Source organism: Mesorhizobium sp. B1-1-8, from assembly GCF_006442795.2.
GTDB lineage: Bacteria > Pseudomonadota > Alphaproteobacteria > Rhizobiales > Rhizobiaceae > Mesorhizobium.
On sequence record NZ_CP083956.1, the window covers coordinates 4,432,299 to 4,446,291 of the forward strand.

General features: G+C 61.9%; 20 protein-coding genes and 1 riboswitch. Of the genes, 6 read left to right on the forward strand and 14 right to left on the reverse strand.

The window, feature by feature from the left end; translation table 11 throughout:
- Positions 1–135: 135 nt before the first annotated feature.
- The gene (locus FJ974_RS21700) at positions 136–744 is read right to left on the reverse strand and encodes a YkoF family thiamine/hydroxymethylpyrimidine-binding protein (protein ID WP_140538800.1); all 609 of its coding nucleotides are present in this window, start codon (positions 742–744) and stop codon (positions 136–138) included.
- Positions 735–847, reverse strand: a riboswitch (TPP riboswitch). Its footprint overlaps the gene before it by 10 nt.
- Before the next feature lie 382 nt (positions 848–1,229).
- Here FJ974_RS21700 and FJ974_RS21705 point away from each other — a divergent pair.
- The 3 genes from FJ974_RS21705 to FJ974_RS21715 all read left to right on the forward strand — a co-directional run bounded on the left by FJ974_RS21705 (position 1,230) and on the right by FJ974_RS21715 (position 3,286).
- Positions 1,230–2,318 (forward strand): GSU2403 family nucleotidyltransferase fold protein, encoded by a 1,089-nt coding sequence (locus FJ974_RS21705; RefSeq protein ID WP_140538801.1) that lies wholly within the window; start codon positions 1,230–1,232, stop codon positions 2,316–2,318.
- Between the two features lie 89 nt (positions 2,319–2,407).
- Positions 2,408–2,761: a hypothetical protein gene (locus FJ974_RS21710; RefSeq protein ID WP_140538802.1), complete on the forward strand. Its 354-nt coding sequence runs from the start codon at positions 2,408–2,410 to the stop codon at positions 2,759–2,761.
- Between the two features lie 321 nt (positions 2,762–3,082).
- Positions 3,083–3,286 (forward strand): hypothetical protein, encoded by a 204-nt coding sequence (locus FJ974_RS21715; RefSeq protein WP_140538803.1) that lies wholly within the window; start codon positions 3,083–3,085, stop codon positions 3,284–3,286.
- Positions 3,287–3,369: 83 nt separating this feature from the next.
- Here the strand turns inward: FJ974_RS21715 and FJ974_RS21720 are convergent, their stop codons facing one another.
- The 6 genes from FJ974_RS21720 to FJ974_RS21745 form a co-directional block, all read right to left on the reverse strand.
- Positions 3,370–3,870 (reverse strand): porin, encoded by a 501-nt coding sequence (locus tag FJ974_RS21720; protein ID WP_140538804.1) that lies wholly within the window; start codon positions 3,868–3,870, stop codon positions 3,370–3,372.
- A gap of 18 nt (positions 3,871–3,888) precedes the next feature.
- Positions 3,889–4,389 carry a porin gene (locus tag FJ974_RS21725; RefSeq protein WP_140538805.1) on the reverse strand — a complete coding sequence of 167 codons (501 nt, stop codon included), beginning with the start codon at positions 4,387–4,389 and terminating at the stop codon, positions 3,889–3,891.
- Positions 4,390–4,747: 358 nt separating this feature from the next.
- Positions 4,748–5,026 (reverse strand): PilZ domain-containing protein, encoded by a 279-nt coding sequence (locus tag FJ974_RS21730; RefSeq protein WP_140538806.1) that lies wholly within the window; start codon positions 5,024–5,026, stop codon positions 4,748–4,750.
- Positions 5,027–5,235: 209 nt separating this feature from the next.
- On the reverse strand, positions 5,236–5,481 hold the full coding sequence (locus FJ974_RS21735; RefSeq protein WP_140538807.1) for a DUF2934 domain-containing protein: 246 nt from the start codon (positions 5,479–5,481) through the stop codon (positions 5,236–5,238).
- 109 nt (positions 5,482–5,590) lie between these two features.
- Positions 5,591–5,800: a hypothetical protein gene (locus FJ974_RS21740; protein ID WP_140538808.1), complete on the reverse strand. Its 210-nt coding sequence runs from the start codon at positions 5,798–5,800 to the stop codon at positions 5,591–5,593.
- Between the two features lie 79 nt (positions 5,801–5,879).
- Positions 5,880–6,179 carry a DUF1236 domain-containing protein gene (locus FJ974_RS21745; protein ID WP_140538809.1) on the reverse strand — a complete coding sequence of 100 codons (300 nt, stop codon included), beginning with the start codon at positions 6,177–6,179 and terminating at the stop codon, positions 5,880–5,882.
- A gap of 208 nt (positions 6,180–6,387) precedes the next feature.
- Here FJ974_RS21745 and FJ974_RS21750 point away from each other — a divergent pair, with 208 nt between their 5' ends.
- On the forward strand, positions 6,388–6,756 hold the full coding sequence (locus tag FJ974_RS21750) for a DUF982 domain-containing protein (RefSeq protein WP_140538810.1): 369 nt from the start codon (positions 6,388–6,390) through the stop codon (positions 6,754–6,756).
- Positions 6,757–7,038: 282 nt separating this feature from the next.
- On the opposite strand, the gene FJ974_RS21755 is transcribed toward FJ974_RS21750, so the two are convergent.
- Positions 7,039–7,260 (reverse strand): hypothetical protein, encoded by a 222-nt coding sequence (locus FJ974_RS21755; protein WP_140538811.1) that lies wholly within the window; start codon positions 7,258–7,260, stop codon positions 7,039–7,041.
- Positions 7,261–7,449: 189 nt separating this feature from the next.
- Positions 7,450–7,749 (reverse strand): DUF1236 domain-containing protein, encoded by a 300-nt coding sequence (locus FJ974_RS21760; protein WP_140538812.1) that lies wholly within the window; start codon positions 7,747–7,749, stop codon positions 7,450–7,452.
- Between the two features lie 201 nt (positions 7,750–7,950).
- Here FJ974_RS21760 and FJ974_RS21765 point away from each other — a divergent pair, with 201 nt between their 5' ends.
- Positions 7,951–8,763 carry a DUF1236 domain-containing protein gene (locus FJ974_RS21765; protein ID WP_226891335.1) on the forward strand — a complete coding sequence of 271 codons (813 nt, stop codon included), beginning with the start codon at positions 7,951–7,953 and terminating at the stop codon, positions 8,761–8,763.
- A 376-nt stretch (positions 8,764–9,139) separates the two neighbouring features.
- Positions 9,140–9,481, forward strand: coding sequence for an exopolysaccharide production repressor protein (locus FJ974_RS21770; protein WP_226891336.1), 342 nt, complete (start codon positions 9,140–9,142; stop codon positions 9,479–9,481).
- Between the two features lie 58 nt (positions 9,482–9,539).
- Here FJ974_RS21770 and FJ974_RS21775 read toward each other — a convergent pair whose 3' ends face one another.
- The 5 genes from FJ974_RS21775 to FJ974_RS21795 form a co-directional block, all read right to left on the reverse strand.
- Entirely contained in the window at positions 9,540–9,947 is a 408-nt protein-coding gene (locus FJ974_RS21775) for a cbb3-type cytochrome c oxidase subunit I (RefSeq protein WP_140538814.1), read from the reverse strand.
- Positions 9,948–10,551: 604 nt separating this feature from the next.
- Positions 10,552–11,367, reverse strand: a complete 816-nt coding sequence (locus FJ974_RS21780; RefSeq protein WP_226891337.1) for a hypothetical protein — start codon at positions 11,365–11,367, stop codon at positions 10,552–10,554.
- A 484-nt stretch (positions 11,368–11,851) separates the two neighbouring features.
- Entirely contained in the window at positions 11,852–12,253 is a 402-nt protein-coding gene (locus FJ974_RS21785) for a TadE/TadG family type IV pilus assembly protein (RefSeq protein WP_140538815.1), read from the reverse strand.
- A 31-nt stretch (positions 12,254–12,284) separates the two neighbouring features.
- A complete protein-coding gene (locus FJ974_RS21790) occupies positions 12,285–12,731 on the reverse strand; it encodes a TadE/TadG family type IV pilus assembly protein (protein ID WP_140538816.1) in 447 nt (148 codons plus the stop codon).
- A gap of 4 nt (positions 12,732–12,735) precedes the next feature.
- Complete coding sequence (locus tag FJ974_RS21795; protein WP_140538817.1) at positions 12,736–13,989, reverse strand: TadE/TadG family type IV pilus assembly protein; 1,254 nt, start codon at positions 13,987–13,989, stop codon at positions 12,736–12,738.
- Between the last annotated feature and the right edge of the window lie 4 nt (positions 13,990–13,993).

Sequence of the window (13,993 nt, forward strand, 5' to 3'; positions counted from 1 at the left end):
GCGGCTTTCGCCAATCGCCGAAGGCGCCTCTCTCCCTTGTTGCAAGGGATCAGTGGGGGCGTCTCCCCCACGCGATGGGTTATTATACCAAACAGCCACGACAAATCCTCGACGAATGAATGGCGCCTACGCGGCTCAAACCGCGGTCGGGCTATTCGCCGAAATCGTTATGTCGAGGGTCACATGCCCGGCGCCTGGGCCGAAGCGGCAGAAGGCTTCGTTCAGCGTGGCAAAGATCGCGCCGGCATCGCCGCGCAATTTGGTGCAGAAATGTTTCGAGCGCTCGTAGACGCCGGACTGTTTCAGGAAATCGATGCAGCCGTAGATCTCGTCCATGTGGTCGCCAGTGCCCATCACATAGAGCGAGAACTGCGCCGCCGCAGGCTGCCCGGTCGAGGGCGTCGCCTGCACGGCGCGGATTGCGGCCACCTTGCGCTCGTCGAGCGGGATCGTCGGCCCGCCGATCTCGTCGGAGCGGCAGATCGGATCGTCGGGCTCGCCGGGGCAGCCGCGCGAGATCGCCGCCGAGAGCACGCAATGCCTGCCGCTCCCGGCCGCCGCCACGAACAGGTCGCGCATGGCCGGGAACAGCACTTCCGGCGGTCCGACCAGCAAGGTCGAGATGTCGTCGGTCTCGATCCTGAGCCTGCCGCGGTAAGGATCGAGCGCGCCGAGCGCGCCAAGGATGACGCCGACGAAATCGTCGGTCATGGGATAAAGAGAAATCTGTGCGCCGGAAAACATGGCCCGCCTCGCTCCGCTGGTATTATCCAGATCAGCTTTAGGGTCCGAAGGCTTGCCGCCCCCATCTCAGCCCCGACCGTACGGAGCACCCCTGTGGATGAGCGGGTTAAAGCACTGTTCGCGGCATTGGGGAAGCGATTTTTGGAGGCATCGCGAGAAAGTGTCTGGGCCAGCGCCCTATGGTGCGACACTGGCGATTGGCGAATCTCCCTCCTTGAGGGGGAGATGGCCGGCAGGCCAGAGGGGGTCGCCGCGCGTGGAAGCGTCGACTTTCTCTTCCGCCCCAAATGGCGTCGCGTCAGGACGAAGCGACCCCCTCTGTCGCCTTCGGCGACATCTCCCCTCAAGGGGGGAGATTACTGAGCTCATCATTATAAGATTTTCACCATTTTCTTATAACACTCTTGAAATCCAATTCGATAGCGCGCAGTTATAAGAAAATTGTGGAATTCTTATAACACATGGACCACCCCGGGGAGCGCGCCATGAAAACCATCGATCTCGCCTATCGCACCCTCTATGCCGAACTGGTTCAGCGCAGCCTCGACGCTTCGTTCGAGAGCGACTTTTCAACGGCGGGCAATTTCGTCCGCGTCCCCGTCAAGGGCCGCGACTACTGGTATTTCGAGGAGACTCGCCCGGTAAAGACCAGGCGCTATGTCGGCCCGGCCGAGGACCCGGAGATCGCCAAACGGGTCGCGGCGTTCAAGCAGATCAAGGGCGACCTGAGGAGCCGCCGCAAGCTGGTCGCCACCCTTGTCCGCGACGCCGGCCTGACGGCGCCGGACATTTTCACCGGCGACGTGGTCGAGGCGCTGGAAAAGGCCGGGCTCTTCCGCCTGCGCGCGGTTCTGGTCGGCACCGTCGCCTTCCAGACCTATGCCGGGCATCTCGGTGTGCGGCTGCCCGGTGCTGCGCTGCAGACGGGCGATGCTGATTTTGCCCAGTTCCATTCGGTCTCGGCCGAGGTCGAGGACAGCCTGCCGCCGGTCATCGATGTGCTCAAGGCGGTCGATCCGACATTCCGCGAAATCCCGCACCGGACGGATGCCGGGCGCACGACGCAGTTCGAGAACGCTTCCCGCTACAAAGTCGAATTCCTCACGCCGAACCGGGGCAGCGACGACCATGCGGATCGCGCAAGCCCGATGCCGTCGCTGGGGGGTGCCTCGGCGCAGCCCTTGCGCTTCCTCGACTTTCTCATTCGCGACCCCGTCAGGACGGTGCTGTTGCACCGTTCCGGCGTGCCTGTGCTGGTGCCGGCGCCGGAACGCTACGCCGTCCACAAGCTGATCGTCGCGGCGCGCCGCGAGCGGAGCGCCGCCGCCAAGCGGGAGAAGGACCTGCACCAGGCAAGCCTGCTGGTGGAGGCGCTGCGGGAAACGCGCCGGCAGGATGATCTCGCCTTCGCCTTCGCCGAAGCCTGGGCGCGCGGCGACAGCTGGCGCGACGCGCTGCGGAAGGGATTGCATCTGCTCGGGCCCGATCGGCATGAAATGGTTGAGCTGATTCTGGGAAAAGCGCTCGATGAAGCGCACATAGATCTCGAAGGCTTTACGATGCGACTCAAATAAAAGGGAGCAATCGTCCAAATTGTACGAGCAGGCTTTGACAACTATTCGTACATAAGGTACGATTTCCCCTTCTTTGAGGGGGACGTCCTTTGAACACCGCGAACCATGCCGCCTTCGCCGACCTCTCCCGCCCGCTTCTGTCGCCATTGCCGCTCAAAGAGCGCGAACGCCTGGCCGGTGCGTGGCGCATGGCCAGCCAGGACATTGCCGACGACATCCGCTTCATCCGCCAATATCTGAAGGTGATCGCCGAAAAAGACGAGCGTCTGTCGACGGGCACGCTGGTCCACGGACGCGCCTATGTCGAAGCCTGCGCGGCCTGGCTGCCGCAGACGATGGCGCGCTATCTCAGCAACCTCAGGCTGATCAGCGAATGCGAGAGCGCGATGACCGCCGCCGGGGTTCGCTTTGCGCGCTCGAGCGACGCATGGGATGAGGCATAAAGCATGTCACGTGAAAACGGATTCACGCGACATGATTTACGTCTTTTGATCTTAAGCATGTCTTTGTCCCGAAACCCGCTGCGCACTTTCGGGAGACATGCTTTAGGCGCGGTAAGCCAGAGGTGCCTGTGCGAAGGAACGGGATAAGGGCAGCCGCCCGAAAAACACCGCCCTGGCGCCCCGTTGCAACCCTTGGGCCGCGTCCTGGAAAATGCATCGTTTCACACAATTGCCAATTGGTGGACGCAGACGGGCGGCCGGTAGTTTAATTCGCTTCAGGCGAAGGAGGGCGTAGCCGCATACCAGGGAGGAATTCGTTTGATGGACCAGCAAATCGACATCGGAATACACCCCGACGATCAGCCTTACGAAGTCACCTCATTCGCCAGAAAGCATGGGCTGACGATCCCGGTCGCGGACGCGGTCCTGTTCGCCAAGGGTCCGTCGCGGGCCGCTTGCGACACGGCAGCACATGCCTTCCTCTGCGCGGTTGCCCATTACGCCAGGAAGCAAGCGGCACGCTAACACGTCTTGCCAGGCAACCCCTATTCGCCAAGCCTTCATCGTGCCACGGCGCGGTGAAGGCTTGCAGAAGCCCATCTCTGTTCCTACCAGCTGAACTGCAGCCCCGCATTGCCGCCGACCTGGCTGCCGGCGAAGGCGATGCCGAGCGTGCCGGTCAGCCGGCCGCCATGGGCAAAGCCTTCGCTCAGCACCGCGGCGCCCGTGATGCCGAAAGCGTTGGCGTCGCCGGCATTGCCCCAGTTGACGCGCACACCGAAATGCTCGCCCTGGACCAGATCGGGCGCGGCAAGGGCAGCCGAGATCGAGGCGTTCTCAAAGGCGCGCGTGATGCGATTGTCGATATCGTCCACTTCTTTTGCCAGAGCGGTCTTGCCGGTGAGTGTGGTGGTTCCGCCCTCGCCGTCATCGACTTGCCGTTTGGTCACGCCGGTGTCGGCATTGATGCAGGTGTCGGTACCGGGGCTATAGTAATATCGCGCTCCGTATATGGAACAGACTCGGACATATTCGACTGCCGCCTGGGATGGTGCCGCGACGAACGTCATCACGCCGAGAATTGCCGACGCAAGAAGATATCTGAACATGGTTGCCCCCAGCCGCTCTTACCAGGTGAGCTGCAGGCCGGCGTTGCCGCCGACCGTCTTGCCGGAGAAGGCAACGCCCGCGGCGCCCGCCAGCCGGCCGGCGCCGCCAGGCATGAAGCCTTCGCCGAGCACCGCCGCGCCAGTGACGCCCATGGCGTTGGATTGACCGGCGTTGCCCCAGTTGACGCGTATGCCGAAATGCTCGCCCTGCACCAGATCCGGGCTGGTCAGCGCCGAAGCCACCGAAGCGCCTTCGAAGGCGCGCTGGACGCGGCCGTCGATGTCGTCGACCTTGCTCGCCAGCGCGGTCTTTCCGTTGACCACGCCATTTTCGGTCGCGCGACGCGTCTCGCCGGTGTTGGCATTGATGCAGGTATCGGTGCCGGGGCTGTAATAGTATTGCGCGCCATAGGCCGAGCACACCTTGACATACTCGACTGGTGCCGCCAGGGCCGGCACTGACAGGCTGCTTGCCGCAATCACAAACGCTAATGGAATGACGTGGTTGATGCGCTGCATGCTTGTGCCCCAAAGCTCGCGTAAATGAAACCTCTGCGCGAAAGGCGCATCCGGGACGGCACTCTGTCAACGGCGCGATCAGTCTAATACCTGACTTTCACTGGGGTCATTCAGATGAGTGCGCGACTGTTGCAGCGACGCCACATCGAAAGACTCGATCTATCCAGTAGAGATCTGGTGTGCAAAGCTTATAATTAACGTTTGCTAATTTTAATCGCTCTAATATTCTGGCGATGCCGCATGCCAAAGTCGGGGTCAGGCCATCTCACCCGCGATCACAAATTCTTCGTATCGTCAGGTGTGCCGCTGCAGAGGGCGAGGCGGATGGCGCCACGGTCATGCACGGGAGGTAAGTCCCCTAAGGCTCGAACTTTTCCGGAACGCCATAAAACTGGACGCCGAGCCGTTCCCTTCTCCGCCAACGCGCCACCGCCTGGTAGATGGTCCCGTCGGCCGGAACCTTCAGAAGAAAGCGATCCGGCACCAGGCTTTCGGCAGGCACAAGCAATTCGGCGCCCCTTTCATGCTGGTTGCGAACCGAGCAATTTATCGTGGGGTCCGTCATGATGGTGGCCGTCTTGAAAACGGTCTCGCGCTGGTGAAGGCGACGCTCTTTCCTGGGTTCACTCGGTTCCATGGCGGTGTCCACCTGGCCAGACTAAAGCCTGTCGTGAAAAAGGATTCACGCGACAGGCTTTAGGTCCTTGATTTTGAGCATGTCTTTGTCCCGAGACATGCTCTAAGTCATGATCCAGGTTCGTGCCGGAAGCCTGAATCCCGGCGACGAAGCCGACCTTGAAAAGACGCGCAGTTTCCAATTTGTCCGTGGTCGAGGTCGCGACCTTCTCAGCCCTTGGCTTTTTGCTTGGCGGACGCCTTGGCCTTGGCCGGCTTTTCCGCCTTGGCCGCCTTTGGCTTGTCCGCCTTGGCGGTGGCCGCCTTCCCCGCAGCCTTGGTTTTCGGCTTCTTCTCGCCGTCGACCTCTGCCGTCGCCTGCTCCCAATGCTCCATATGCGCGCCTTCCGGACGGCCAGCCTGTTCCCAGATCTCGTGCGCGCGCCGGCGAATGCGTTCCTGCCTGTCGTCCGTCACTGTCGTCTCCTTGAATCGGGACCGTTCCCCGGCGGAAACATTAGCCGAATTTTCAAGCGCCGTCTTGCACGGAGACGTGACGGGCGTCCCGCTTTTCGCGCGAATGCCTTCAATGTCGGTCGGAAAGAACCGTGATGCCAAGATAGGCTGCCTTCTTGGCAATCAGCCCAGCCAGATCGGCGTCGGAACGATCGGTCCCCGTCCGCTGGCGCAGCAGCGCGATCGCCTCTTTCATCGACAGGAGGCCCGCACTGCGCTCGGTCAGCAGCTTGTCGACCTGTTGGGCAATGCTGGGTGATTCGACATGGGGGTGGTGCATGGCAACGACTCCTTTCCTAGGAGCCGACATCCTCCCGCCGAGGACGGCGGGAGGATCGGGGCTCATCGGCACGCTGGCGTCACTCGATAACCTGGACGACTCTGCGCGTGCCTGGATCGATCAGCACGGTGTGGTCGTTGACGACAGCATACCGATACCGAACGTCCGGCACCTGCTGCAGCTCAACCGTATCCGGCACCGTCGAGCCTACACCAAGCTCGAGGCCGAGAACGTTGACCGAGGCGATCGGGTGCTTGTGGACGTATTCCTTGACGACGGTCTGCTGCTCGGGGGTCACGATCACCTCGTCCGCAGCTGCGAAGCCGACGCCGGCAGCCAGGGCGAGACCGGCGACAGCAGGAATGAGAATGCGTTTCATCATAAGTCTCCTGTTGCGTTGGCGAGCTCCGCACTGCCTCCGCGCAAGGCGAAAACACCGGCAAGTCGAACATAGGAGCTCCGCAAGCAAACGCCCCCGGTTAAGTCTTGTTCCGCCAGCATGGACTAATTCATCCGATCCGCCGGTTCGACGGGAACCCTGGCGGCGACTTCGCATTGAAAGGTTTTGACGACTCAAGGGCTTGATCATGAATGAAATTCTTCTCAGGAGCGACGTGCCGCTTCGCGCCCCGGTGGCAATTGCTGTCGGCGCCGGCTTCAAGCGCGAGATCGCCTCGCTGACCGCCATGCAGAACTTCCTCAAGGAGTGGGCAGCCGGCAATGCGCGGGAGAAAAGACGGGCGGCCATGCGCGCCTGCGAGGCGGCGCGGGCCGGGCAAATGGAGCTCGATGAAGCACGCCAGGCCTTCCTCGGCTTCGCCGAGAAGGCCGGGATCCTGTGGACCGGCGTCGATCCGGTCGCGGCGCTGCGTGAAGCGAAGATCAGTCGCGCCAGAGTTCGGCGCGACAGCCAGGCGCACCCGCAGAGAAAAGCCCCACGCTTTGGCCGTCGTTGAAGGCGTGACGAGTAGCCGCCGCGCCGCACGGGATCAGTCGATCAGGGAGCTGGGAACAGCTGCCGTCACCAAGGACAGCGCTCGTTTAGCAGCCGCCTTTCATAGGCTTTTTCATCTTGAACCCGCTGCCCGTTTTCAGCCCCACTACGCGCAACCAGCCGCTGTCAATCTGCGGACCGCACGACAAGGTTGCCGGCGTCGGCCGCGGCAGATATGCCACCAGCCGTCGCCGCGGCGGCGGAGCGCCGGGCAATCAGGCAGAAATCGGGGACGGGACGGCTGTCAGTTCAGCGACGATTCGCCCAGCGTCTCGGTGAGGAAGGACGCGGCGATCAGATCGTCCGCGTCGATGCGTAGGGAGCCCTCGCCGTCCCCCATGATGGCCGCGACCTTCTGAAAAGTCTTTATCTCGTGTTCGGTAATGCTGGCGTTCCGCATCCTGGCTCTCAGATCGGCGACACGCATCCCGAGCGAACGGGATGTTCCGATTTCTCTGTTCGACATTTTGGTCAGTCCTCCTCCCCCGTGCCCGTTTCGCCGCCGCCCGATCCGCACTGCCCATAGCTTGTGTCGTATATGAGGCAACGCGAATACAGAGCCGCCAACGCACTGTAGAACGGAAGGTTCCGTCAATTCGTGGTAAATATTGGGTTAACGGCCCGCCGCTCGTCGGAGCGACGGGCCAGTCCGACATCACTGAAGGATCTTGACGATCTTGCGTGTGCCGGGATCGACGATGACCGTCTGGTTATCGACGACGACATAGCGGTATTTGACGTTCGGCACTTCGTGCAGCTCGACCGTATCGGGAAGGACACTGCCGATGCTGAGCTGGACGCCCGGTACCTTTACCGAGGCCAGCGGCTGCTTTTGCACATATTCGCGGATAACCGTTTCCTGCTCGGGCTGGATGACGACATCCTGGGCGGCGGCGGCGCCGACGCCGGCGAGAAGCAGGAACCCTGCCGCGGCAGTGGCGAGGTGCATTTTCATTGATCGTCTCCTTTCGTGGGTGTTCGCCTCCTCCGCTGCGCCTGCGATTCTCCACAGCCGGTCGGCAATGGCCCTAACGCCATTGGCCAAGGCTTGTTCCTGAAAAATTCAGCAGCGGCGCTTGCGCCAAAGAATTTCGGAACAATGGCTTCCAGCCCGGGTTAGTCCAGCGAAGGGACAGACTTTCCGAGGAGAAATCAGATGAAACATCTTCTGATCACAAGCATGATCGCGCTGGGCGTCAGTTGCGGCGCCGCGATGGCGCAGACCGAATCAGCGCAACCGAGCGGTGGCGACAATTGTGCCGCCGGCCAGACCGACTGCCAGAAGGGCGGCAAGGCCGGGCAGGCCCAGGGCCAGATGAAGTCTCAGACCGAGCAGAATGCCCAAGGCAAAGCTGGTGCCAAGACCAATGAGCAGGCTCAGGGCAAAACGCAGATGAAGACCAATGAGCAGGCGCAAGGTCAGGCTGGCACCAAGACCGAGGAGCAGGCTCAGGGTACGGCCAAGTGCCAGACCGGCATGGCCAATTGCCCGAAGGGCGCCAAGACGAACGAACAGGCCCAGGGCAAGACCAAGATGAAGACCAATGAGCAGGCCCAGGGCAAGACCGGCACCAGCACCGAGCAGAACGCCCAGGGCACCACCAAGATGCAGACCCAGCAGAATGCTCAGGGCAAGACGGGCACCAGCACCCAGCAGAATGCTCAGAGCAACACCAACGTCCAGACCGACCAGAACAAGACGGCCTCGATCAACAACGTGACCGTCGAGCAGAAAACGCAGGTCACGCAGATCATCCGCGAGACCAGGGTCGAGCCTGTGACGAATGTCGATTTCGACATTTCGGTCGGCATCGAGGTGCCGCGGCATAAGGTGCGCCTGCATCGGCTGCCGGCCCGCATCGTCAAGATCGTCCCGGCCTACGAAAATTATGAGTATTTCGTGCTGGCGGATGGACGCATCGTCATCGTCGATCCGGACACCTACAAGATCGTGCTGGTCCTGACCTGATCCGGACGGCATCTCGAGAAACGGCTCGCTGCGCTTCGCACGGCGAGCCCTTTTTTGCCCTCGATTCGAGTTTCTTCATGTTTGGCGCCTTGTTCGCGCGACATGTTTTAGCCGACAAGGATCCCTACTGCTGAAGGCAAAGACGGTTCCCGGAAGCCAGCGCGCTTCATGCATGCTGCGTTCCATCAACTTTTCCCCAATTGATACGACAATATGGAACGGGATGCCGTTTTGCTGGTTCCTGAAGCAGAGGTCTCCTCGACCAAAGGTCCTCGCGCCATGGGCCGAAAGACCGATGGAAGGACGGCCGCCGGCAGACCTTGTTGATGCTTGCGATCCAGCCGGAAAAAGTGCATGGGTCGAGGCGGGTAGAGAAATGGGCGAGATCGCCACGACCAGGTCGTCGCGGCGCTCGGTTGGGCAAATGTATTTTCCGCAATTTCTTGTGGGAATGACGGCAACGCTACTGGTGATCCTCGGCTGGACTTATGCATCCACCGGATCGCTCGGGCAGTCGCTGGGCTGGACGTTCCTCGCAGGCGTGATACTGCAGGCAGGTTACTTCGCGGCGGTGTTGTGGCTCATCCGCAGTCAAGGCCGCGCGACGGACGAGGCGAAAGCCGACAGCGGCGTCGCGCCGGCCAAGCTGCCAGGCCCGTTCGAGCGGGACGGCATCATCCAGTCGCTCATTTCGCGGCTGTTCCCGAGGCTGCCTTAAGCCGGCGGTTTATCCGCTGCCGGGCGGCCCGTGTGGCCACCCGGTTCGGACCAAACCGTCAGCGGGCCGCGGCAGGCGTTGCCGAGCGCACCGTTTCCGAAGACGAGAACACCACGAAGGCAAAGACCAGCACGGCGGCGGCAACGATCAACGAGCCGACCGCCACGACCGGTTCGGCCTCGGGATGGGCCTGCGCCAGCATCCAGTAGAGCGCCGGCAGCATGATGACGATGCCGAGCGTATAGAGGCCGTAGTGGATCATGGCGACACGGCGCTCGGCCTTGGCCGGATTGAGCGCGTAGTAGCCGCCGAAGATGGCGCTGGTGACCCAGCCGAGAAGGTTAATGTGGGCATGCGCCGGGAAGGCGCCGTGATCGCCCGAAATCGCCATCTGCAGCCCGGCCGCCACGCCCAGGACGAGAAAGACGATCGCCGTCTTGAAGAAAAGTTCCGCTACCCGTGGCATCTTGTTGTCCTCCCAATGCCGTTAAACCCGACTCCGTTAAGTCTACACGCCGAAGGGCAAGTTGGCCAAGGAGTGATTTTTGCACAGGGTCTTTGGGAAGCCCTTCGGATGACGGCAGCCGCCTTCCGGCCCGGGAAACAGGGCACTCAGTCTTAAAGCATGTCTTTGCCCGAGACCGCTGCACACTTTCGGAGAGTCATGCTTCAGTTGTGTGATTTTCTCACGGCCGCGAGGTTTCTTATGGCCCGGGAACGCGGCGGCTAATCTCTTCGCCCGGTTCACGAGTGGTTGTCTGCTTGAGAAACAGCCTGGCGTATTCTGCCCAATCGGAAGCTGAGACCCCGCGCTCGCGAGCGCATTTTTGGAAGACCTCGCGCAAAGCGTCGAGATCGAAGGCCGAAGGCCACTCCGCTTCATCCATCGCCGTCTCTACCCCAGAGGCTAGCAAGGCCATTCCATATGCCCGGTAAGTTCGTGCCTTCAAGACCAAGGCCTTGACTTCTTTTGGGTGCAAACACGGATCGGGGGTTTGCTTCGCGCAAAACAATGCCGCCGAGCCAAAGGCCCGGCGGCATCTCGGTTCACCCTCTGGCGGCGATCGCCCTTACGGCGTCGTCATCGTTGCGGCTTGCTGGTCGATCTTGCCGGAGAGGACATCCTTGGCCCAGCCGGTGACGTCGGCGTCGACCGGCTTGTTGGCCATGTCCTGCAGGGCGGCGTCGAGCGAGGCATCATCGGGCGCAGGCGCATTGTCAACCGCGGTCTGGGCGTCCGCGGCCGCTTGGGTATCATCGGCGATTGCCGTGTTCTGCGCGTCGATCTGCGCCTGGACGTCGGCGATCTGCGCGTCGAGAGCCGCCTGCTGTTCGGGCGTGAAGCCGGTTGTGTCAGTCGCATTGAGGTTGTCGAGCTGCGTGGTGAGGTCGGCGAGCGTGGCCTGGTCGGCGGCCAGCTTGGCGTTCGCCGCATCAAGCTTGGCCTGCGCGTTCTGGGCTACGGCTGCCTGCGTCACGTAGGCCTGAATGCCAGCGAATTTCTTACTCTTGGAGTTCATGTAGGCGTTGATGTTGCGCTGCAGCGAGTTCAGCCGGCCGAGCTTGGAATGGATGTTCTTGTCCTTGGGCGTCGCGGCCGTGGTCGTGTCATCGGTGGTGGAATCGTCGGTGGCGACGTCGTCCGTCGCGGCCTTCGCCTGGCCCGGAGCCGACGCCGACTTGCCGTGCGAGGCGCTGCTGTTGCCCTTGCCGCCGCCATTGCCGTTGCCGTTAGCACCGCTGCTGCCGTTGCCGCCGCCATTTCCGTTGCCGCCGCCATGGCTGCCGCCATTGCCGTGGCCGCCTCCATTGCCGCCGGCCGCGGCCAGCGCGGGCGCGGCCGCGAGCGCTAGAACCGCAAGTGAAGCCAGAAGTGTCGTTCGCATTGTCATCATGTTTCTCCGCAGGTGAATCGCCAGCACTGCCCAACCGCTAGGCCGCGTCTTATGAGAATTCCCTAACGGCTTGGAGTAACTTTTAGTCAAAATCAGTCGCGACAAGGGAGTGATCGGAGTAATACCTCCATCTCAGAGCCAGCGTATGTGTTAACTCACTGAAATTAATGGATAATATTTGGTCGAAGCCAAGGTCGGCCCTCTGGAACAATGAAGGCCCATACACTGTCGGACTATAGGCCTAGCGCCATGCAGCTTGCCTTGCTTGCCTTCGCTGAAGGGCTTGAGTTCCTTGTTTATGTGGGGTTTTTCGCGGATGACGTTGTACCCGTTTTTTGCGCGCCAGGCACTAACGCCGTCAGGTTCGTCCCGAGGCGCGCTGGCAGTTTTGATTTTGGGATTTCCCCGGGCTGACGTCGGTATATACTGTTATATACTGTCGGCATATACTGTTATATACTGGCGACAGATTCCCCTAGCTGCTGATCAGCGGCACCGCCACGGTCGTCGAGTATTTGATCGGGAAGGCGCTGAAATAGGGGAAATCGATGACGAAGGCGTAGCTGGCGTTGACATGCGCCATTTTGAAGCCGCCGCTCGCCGGATCGGTGGTGATCGTGACGTTGACGTTCTTCAGGCCGAGCGCCTGCAGTTTTTGCGTCGCGATCACCTGGATCTGGGATTGGGTCAGCGTGTTGTTGAGCTGCAGTGAGCGCGCGGACTGCTCCAGCGCATAGCGGACGCTGGAGGCGGAATTCATCGACCAGCCAAAGGCGAAAATGCCGAACAGCAGCATGATGAGGAAAGGCACGACCAGCGCGAATTCCAACGCCGCCCCGCCCGAAGTGTTGCCGGCAAACGCCTTTGGCTTTCGCATAAAGCCGCCGCGCACCTTTCCTGGAATTGCTTTAGCGGACACGGATCACCTGCTGATGCCCGATCGCTTTGTTGCCTGGAAAGACACCGAAGGTGAAAGGCGGGGTCCAGGTGGCGGAGGCCTGGATCTGGATATAGGTCGATCGCACCTTCGGCGCGCTGCACAAGGCCCAGGTCGCGGCATCGACCACGGTCGTGTCGCATTTATAGATCCGGCTCAGCGTGACCTTGCCGTCAGCCGGCCGGTTGTTCCAGCTCGAGACCGCCATGGCCTGGGTCGCGGTGTCGTCGGTTGCCCCGGCCATCACCAGATTTGCCGCCGTCTTCACACCGGCCCGCATCGCCAGCGAGCCGGTGACGTAGGACCAGCCATCGGCGATGCCGAAGAGCGCGGTGCACAGTACCGGCAGCACAAGCGCCAATTCCACCGCGGCGGCGCCGGAGCGGTTCTTGCGGAAGCGGATCGCTGCCGGCCCCATGCCGCTACTCGACGACCGCAACCGACGGCGCCGCCGGGATGTCGTTCATGCCAAGGCTCTTGCAGTCCTGGTTGATGGTGGAATTGCCCGACCACTGGATGGTGTCGGCAACGACCTGGGTGCAGCCGTTCTTGCCCGAGAAATTGCCGAGATAGTCGACCTCCTGCCTGGGGAAGTAGATCGCGCCGGTCAGCAAGGAGTTTGCGGTGCCGTTGAAGTTGCTTTTTGCGCTAGCGCCGGTCCTGTCGCCGTAGAACAGCACGCCGGAATAGGTGCCCGAGGTCGGCGCGCTCAGATTCACGGTGGCGTTGCCGTTCATGCTCACCGTCGAGCTGCCGGCCATGAAGATGGTTACGCCGTTGGTGCAGGGTGCGGCGCAGGTGATGACCGCGCCGGCGTTGATCTTCAAATTGCCCTGCACGACATAAGTGCCGGTAGAAAGCGCGACATTGCCGTTGAGGTTCATGCCACTGCAATAGGTCCCGGCCAGGATTGTTTGCGTCGTCTTGTTGCCGTTAATGCTCCTGCACGGGTTGGTGGCGGCGGGCGCCGGCAGGCTGGAGAACGGATCCGACGCCGGCAGAGCCTGGGTGATCGGGGACTTGCAGACCGTGGTCACCGGGTTGCTCAGCGAAACGCCGCCGGCCGAGATCAGGCAGTCGGCCTGGAGCCCGGCCGAGCCCTGCACCTTGATGGCATCCGCGGCGGTCGAATTCGACATGACCGAGCAGCCGGTCAGCTTGACGCTGGTGCTGCCGGAAAACAGCGCTGCCTGCGAGGCCGACTGATTGAGCGCGAGCACGCATGCCTTTGAGGCGTCGGTGATGAGCGCCACTGCCCTCGCCTTTTCGGGAACTTGGCCCCGAACGAAGATCGAGGTGAAGATCCGGTCAAGCTTCTTGGTGAGGATCACCTCGACCGCCTTGTTGGCCGTGTTCGGTCCGGAGGTGGGCGGTGTGTGGACGATGATGGTGCCGGTGCCCAGCCCGTTCGAGGCAGCCGACTGGGTGGCCGCCGTCGTAATTGCCGCGGTGTTGGATCCGGCGATCTTCTCCAACGCTCCCGCATAGGCGGCCGCGTCCGCCGTCGCCTGCAGCTTCAAGCTGGAATAGTACCAGTAGGACGTCTCGACACCGAGCCCTGCGCCGCCGACGACAATGGGCAAGGTGAAAGCGAAGATGATCGCGACGTTGCCGCTCTCGCCGCTTCGCGAACGACGGGACAGGAAGTTTCTGAAGATTCGATCGAATGTGGCCATGGCC

What these genes read in the sequence shown, in the direction of transcription:
- FJ974_RS21700 (WP_140538800.1), bottom strand. Translation starts at nt 744, where the DNA reads ATGTTTTCCGGCGCACAGATTTCTCTTTATCCCATGACCGACGATTTC.
- FJ974_RS21705 (WP_140538801.1), top strand. Translation starts at nt 1,230, where the DNA reads ATGAAAACCATCGATCTCGCCTATCGCACCCTCTATGCCGAACTGGTT.
- FJ974_RS21715 (WP_140538803.1), top strand. Translation starts at nt 3,083, where the DNA reads ATGGACCAGCAAATCGACATCGGAATACACCCCGACGATCAGCCTTAC.
- FJ974_RS21720 (WP_140538804.1), bottom strand. Translation starts at nt 3,870, where the DNA reads ATGTTCAGATATCTTCTTGCGTCGGCAATTCTCGGCGTGATGACGTTC.
- FJ974_RS21725 (WP_140538805.1), bottom strand. Translation starts at nt 4,389, where the DNA reads ATGCAGCGCATCAACCACGTCATTCCATTAGCGTTTGTGATTGCGGCA.
- FJ974_RS21730 (WP_140538806.1), bottom strand. Translation starts at nt 5,026, where the DNA reads ATGGAACCGAGTGAACCCAGGAAAGAGCGTCGCCTTCACCAGCGCGAG.
- FJ974_RS21740 (WP_140538808.1), bottom strand. Translation starts at nt 5,800, where the DNA reads ATGCACCACCCCCATGTCGAATCACCCAGCATTGCCCAACAGGTCGAC.
- FJ974_RS21745 (WP_140538809.1), bottom strand. Translation starts at nt 6,179, where the DNA reads ATGAAACGCATTCTCATTCCTGCTGTCGCCGGTCTCGCCCTGGCTGCC.
- FJ974_RS21750 (WP_140538810.1), top strand. Translation starts at nt 6,388, where the DNA reads ATGAATGAAATTCTTCTCAGGAGCGACGTGCCGCTTCGCGCCCCGGTG.
- FJ974_RS21755 (WP_140538811.1), bottom strand. Translation starts at nt 7,260, where the DNA reads ATGTCGAACAGAGAAATCGGAACATCCCGTTCGCTCGGGATGCGTGTC.
- FJ974_RS21760 (WP_140538812.1), bottom strand. Translation starts at nt 7,749, where the DNA reads ATGAAAATGCACCTCGCCACTGCCGCGGCAGGGTTCCTGCTTCTCGCC.
- FJ974_RS21765 (WP_226891335.1), top strand. Translation starts at nt 7,951, where the DNA reads ATGAAACATCTTCTGATCACAAGCATGATCGCGCTGGGCGTCAGTTGC.
- FJ974_RS21770 (WP_226891336.1), top strand. Translation starts at nt 9,140, where the DNA reads ATGGGCGAGATCGCCACGACCAGGTCGTCGCGGCGCTCGGTTGGGCAA.
- FJ974_RS21775 (WP_140538814.1), bottom strand. Translation starts at nt 9,947, where the DNA reads ATGCCACGGGTAGCGGAACTTTTCTTCAAGACGGCGATCGTCTTTCTC.
- FJ974_RS21780 (WP_226891337.1), bottom strand. Translation starts at nt 11,367, where the DNA reads ATGCGAACGACACTTCTGGCTTCACTTGCGGTTCTAGCGCTCGCGGCC.
- FJ974_RS21785 (WP_140538815.1), bottom strand. Translation starts at nt 12,253, where the DNA reads ATGCGAAAGCCAAAGGCGTTTGCCGGCAACACTTCGGGCGGGGCGGCG.
- FJ974_RS21790 (WP_140538816.1), bottom strand. Translation starts at nt 12,731, where the DNA reads ATGGGGCCGGCAGCGATCCGCTTCCGCAAGAACCGCTCCGGCGCCGCC.
- FJ974_RS21795 (WP_140538817.1), bottom strand. Translation starts at nt 13,989, where the DNA reads ATGGCCACATTCGATCGAATCTTCAGAAACTTCCTGTCCCGTCGTTCG.